The sequence below is a fragment of the Planktothrix sp. FACHB-1355 genome (assembly GCF_014748295.1).
Taxonomy (GTDB): domain Bacteria; phylum Cyanobacteriota; class Cyanobacteriia; order Cyanobacteriales; family Aerosakkonemataceae; genus Aerosakkonema; species Aerosakkonema funiforme_A.
In genome coordinates this window covers 1-4,182 of sequence record NZ_JACJUP010000582.1, presented here as the reverse complement: position 1 = coordinate 4,182, position 4,182 = coordinate 1, and the positions used below count along the sequence as shown (strand labels likewise).

The 4,182-nt window shown below is 45.3% G+C and carries 1 protein-coding gene; it reads left to right on the top strand.

The features are described from left to right. On the top strand, positions 1-4,110 hold a 4,110-nt coding region (locus H6S82_RS21085; RefSeq protein WP_191056654.1), incomplete at its 5' end, for a PAS domain S-box protein. Between the last annotated feature and the right edge of the window lie 72 nt (positions 4,111-4,182).

Sequence of the window (4,182 nt, the reverse complement as noted above, 5' to 3'; positions counted from 1 at the left end):
GCCGATCGCAGCCAATTATATCGCGAAATATTTTTTAACAATGCCCAGCCATATGAAGGAGATAGTTGGGAAGAAAGCATCCGCTATAGTTGGAAAGATATTGTCATCTCCGACGGTACAACTAAAACTTTTGAAGTAAAAAAAGTGCCTATTTGCAATCCGGATGGCAGTCCTGGGGCAATAGGTGTAGTTTGGCGCGATATTACCGAACGTGTAGGGGTGGCTAAAAAAACTCTCCAAATGGAGAAATACTGCTGCCATCTAGAGAAATCGGTAGGAAACGACACCGGCGAATTCATAGAAATCGATCGACAAGTGCAAATCGAGGTAAGCGAACTGCAAAGATTAGAGGAAAAACTGCGTCAGAGCGAGCAGCGCTACAATGCGATCGTTGAAGATAGCACGGAACAAATTGTGCGATTTACACCAGATGGAACTATTACTTTCGTCAACGAAGCTTACTGTCGCTACTTTGGTAAGCAGCACCAAGAGATAATCGGGACTCAGTTTATAGAATTCCTTTTAAAGGAGGACGTAGAAGAATTCCTTCATCAGATTGCTTCTCTAAACCGAGCCAATCCGGTGACAGCGATCGCACACCGAAGTCCGAACGCAAACGGCGAAATATGTTGGCTGCAATGGAAATACAGAGCCATATTTGATGAACGAGATTCTCTGGTAGAATTTCAGTTTGTCGGACGGGATATTACTCAGTGCCAACAGACGGAAAAAGCCTTAAATGAAGGCGAAGAAAAGTACAAAATATTGTTTGATACATTCCCGTTGGGTATTTCAATAACAGATAAAACGGGAAATATAATAGAAGCTAATGCAGCATCTGAAAAAATTTTAGGATTATCGAAAGCAGAACATAAGCTGCGAAAATTTAATAGCGAAGCATGGCAGATTATTCGTCCGGATGGGATACCAATGCCACCAGCCGAATTTGCCAGCGTGCGAGCGTTAACAGAAAATAAAAAAATTGAAAATGTAGAAATGGGGATTTTGAAAGAAGGTGGCGAGATTAGCTGGATTAGCGTGACTGCGGCTCCGATTCCTCTGAAAAATTACGGTGTTGCTATAGGCTACATTGATATAACCGATCGCAAGCAGATGGAAAAAAAGTTGCTCAAAAGTGAAGAGCGCTTTCGCAACTTAGTAAATAGTGCGCCTTTGTTGCTGTGGACGAGCAGCACAGATGGAAATTGTGACTTTTTGAATCAAAGTTGGCTGGATTTTACCGGACGCACTATGGAGGAAGAAATAGGCAATGGTTGGATGGAAGGCGTGCATCCAGAAGATTTTCAACTTTGCTGGAATACGTACTTTTCCGCTTTTGCACTTCGCCAGAACTTTGAGATCGAGTACCGCCTCAGACGAGCGGATGGGGAATACCGTTGGATCTTAGATAAAGGCGTTCCCCGTTTCGATTCGGATGGCACTTTTATTGGTTATATCGGGTCCTGTGTTGATATTACTGCTACCAAACAGGCGCAAGAAGATTTGATTAAATCCGAACAAAAACTTTCGCTTCACATACAGCAAACTCCCCTAGCTGTAATTGAGTGGAACGTTAATTTTGAAATTGTGGAATGGAATCCCGCCGCCGAAGCAATTTTTGGTTATAGCAAAAGTGAAACGATCGGTTCTTCGGGCAATTTCATTATACCCGCAAATGCAAAAGATCGGGTTAACGGCGAGATCGAGCAACTGCTTGTCAGTCGAGGAGGCATTCGCACCACCAAAGAGAATCTGACTAAAGATGGCAGAATTATCGTTTGCGAGTGGTACAGCACGCCGTTAATCGCTCCAGATGGCAATGTCATCGGTATTGCTTGCTTAGTTCAAGATATAACCGAGCGCGTGCGATCGGAAGAAGCGCTACGGGAGACGGAAGCGTTTCTTAACTTGATTGTGGAAAATATTCCCAACACGATCTTTGTCAAGGATGCTGAAAATTTGAAATTTGTGCGTCTTAACAAAGCGGGTGAGGAACTGCTCGGTTATTCCAGAGAAGAGCTGATCGGCAAAAGCGACTATGACTTTTTCCCACCAGAAGAAGTAGATTTCTTCCGAGCAAAAGATCTCCAATTATTGGCACAAAAGCAGCTTGTGGATATTCCAGAAGAATGTATCCACACAAAAAACAAGGGGATCAGAATACTGCACACGAAGAAGTTAGCAATTCTCGACGAATCGGGAAAACCGCTGTATTTATTAGGTATTTCGGAAGACATTACCGATCGCAAGCAAGCACAAGCAGCATTGCGCGAAAGCGAACAGCGTTTATCTGCGATCGCTGCCAATATTCCAGGTTGCGTTTTTCGCTCCGTTTTGGATGCGGACGGCAGGATGAATTTAGTTTTTATTAGTGCGGGAGTGTACGAACTTACCGGTCTGAATGCCCAGCAAGTGTTAGAGCATCCAAAACTATTACAGGAACTCGTTCATCCAGACGATCGTACAAAATTTCAAGAGTCGATCGCAGCTTCAATAGTAAGCTTTCAGCCTTTATTTCAACAGTACCGGATCGTTACCCGATCGGGCCAAATCAAGTGGATTCAAGATAGCGTCCGCTTTTCTAAGGACAGCAATGGCGATGTGCTTGTGGATGGCATAACTCTGGACATTACCGAGCGAATGCAAGCACAAGAGGCGCTGCGGGAGTCGGAAGAGCGATTTCGGCAAATGACGGAGAACAGCAAGGAAGTTTTTTGGATATGCACAGCTGATGCTCGTCAGATTCTTTACATAAGTCCCGCTTACGAAAAAATATGGGGTCGCACCTGCCAAAGTTTGTACGAACAACCGCTGTCATGGATCGATGGTATCCATCCAGACGATCGAGAACTTGTAGTCAGAGGTATGAACGAACGAATGAATGCCTGGGATGAGGGTCGGCACAGTCATGAGTTTCGCATTGTGCGTCCTGACGGTTCAATTTGCTGGATAAACACTCGCTGTTTTGCCATTCGCGATCGTTCTGGACAAATTTACCGTTTAGCTGGCATTTCAGAAGATATCACCGAGCGTAAATTGGTAGAAGAAGCCATTCGACAGCAGGCGGATCGCGAGCGAGTAGTTGCGACGATAACTCAACGCATTCGCGGCACGCTCAATCTGGAGGAAATTCTCAATACTGCTGTTTTGGAAGTGCAGCAATTACTTTCGTGCGATCGAGTTGTTATCTATCGCATATGGCCGGAGGGAACGGGGAGCGTGGTGACAGAAGCAGTCGTTTCCCATTGTGAAGCGATTTTGGGCAGAACTTTTCCCGAAGAAGTCTTTCCCCAAAGTTACCATCAGCTGTACAGACGGGGAAGGGTACGCGCTATTCCAGATATAGAAAATGCCTATGTAGCAACTTGTTTGGCTGACTTTGTAAAAGAATTCGGAGTTAAAGCTAAACTGGTTGTGCCTTTGATTAATGGGGAAGAACTCTGGGGGCTTTTGATTGCCCATCAATGCACTTGTGTGCGTGAATGGCAACAGTTTGAAATTAATTTGTTGCAGCAATTGGCTACTCAGTTGGCGATCGCTATTCAACAAGCTTCTCTATTTGAAAAACTGGCAGCGGCAAACAAAGAGCTACACCGTTTAGCTTGTTTGGATGGCTTAACTCAAGTGGCGAATCGTCGAGGCTTTGACGAATATCTGCATCGCGAGTGGCGTCGGCTTCACCGCGAGCAATTACCCTTAGCTTTGATTCTGTGCGATATTGACTTTTTCAAACAATACAACGATACCTACGGTCATCAAGCGGGAGATGATTGTTTGAAGCAGGTTGCTAACGCTATTAAGCAGGCTGTACGCCGTCCTGCGGATTTGGTGGCGCGGTACGGTGGCGAAGAATTTGCCGTGATTCTGCCAAATACTAAAGCTGAAGGGGCGCTTGTAGTGGCAGAAGAAATTCGCGATCGAGTGCGATCGCAACAAATTCCCCATGCCAATTCTAGAATCAGTCCCTATGTCACTATAAGTTTAGGTATTGCTGTTACGGTTCCGACGCTGCAAACTTCTGCCGAACGGCTGATTCATGTTGCCGATTTAGGGCTTTATGAGGCAAAATACCGAGGACGCGATCGAGCTATCTTGAAAACTTGGCGCTGAAGCCACCCCAGCCCTAAAGGGACGGGGGTTCAAAATGTGATGAAACGTAATCTAGCTAGGGGAAGAGTGGGG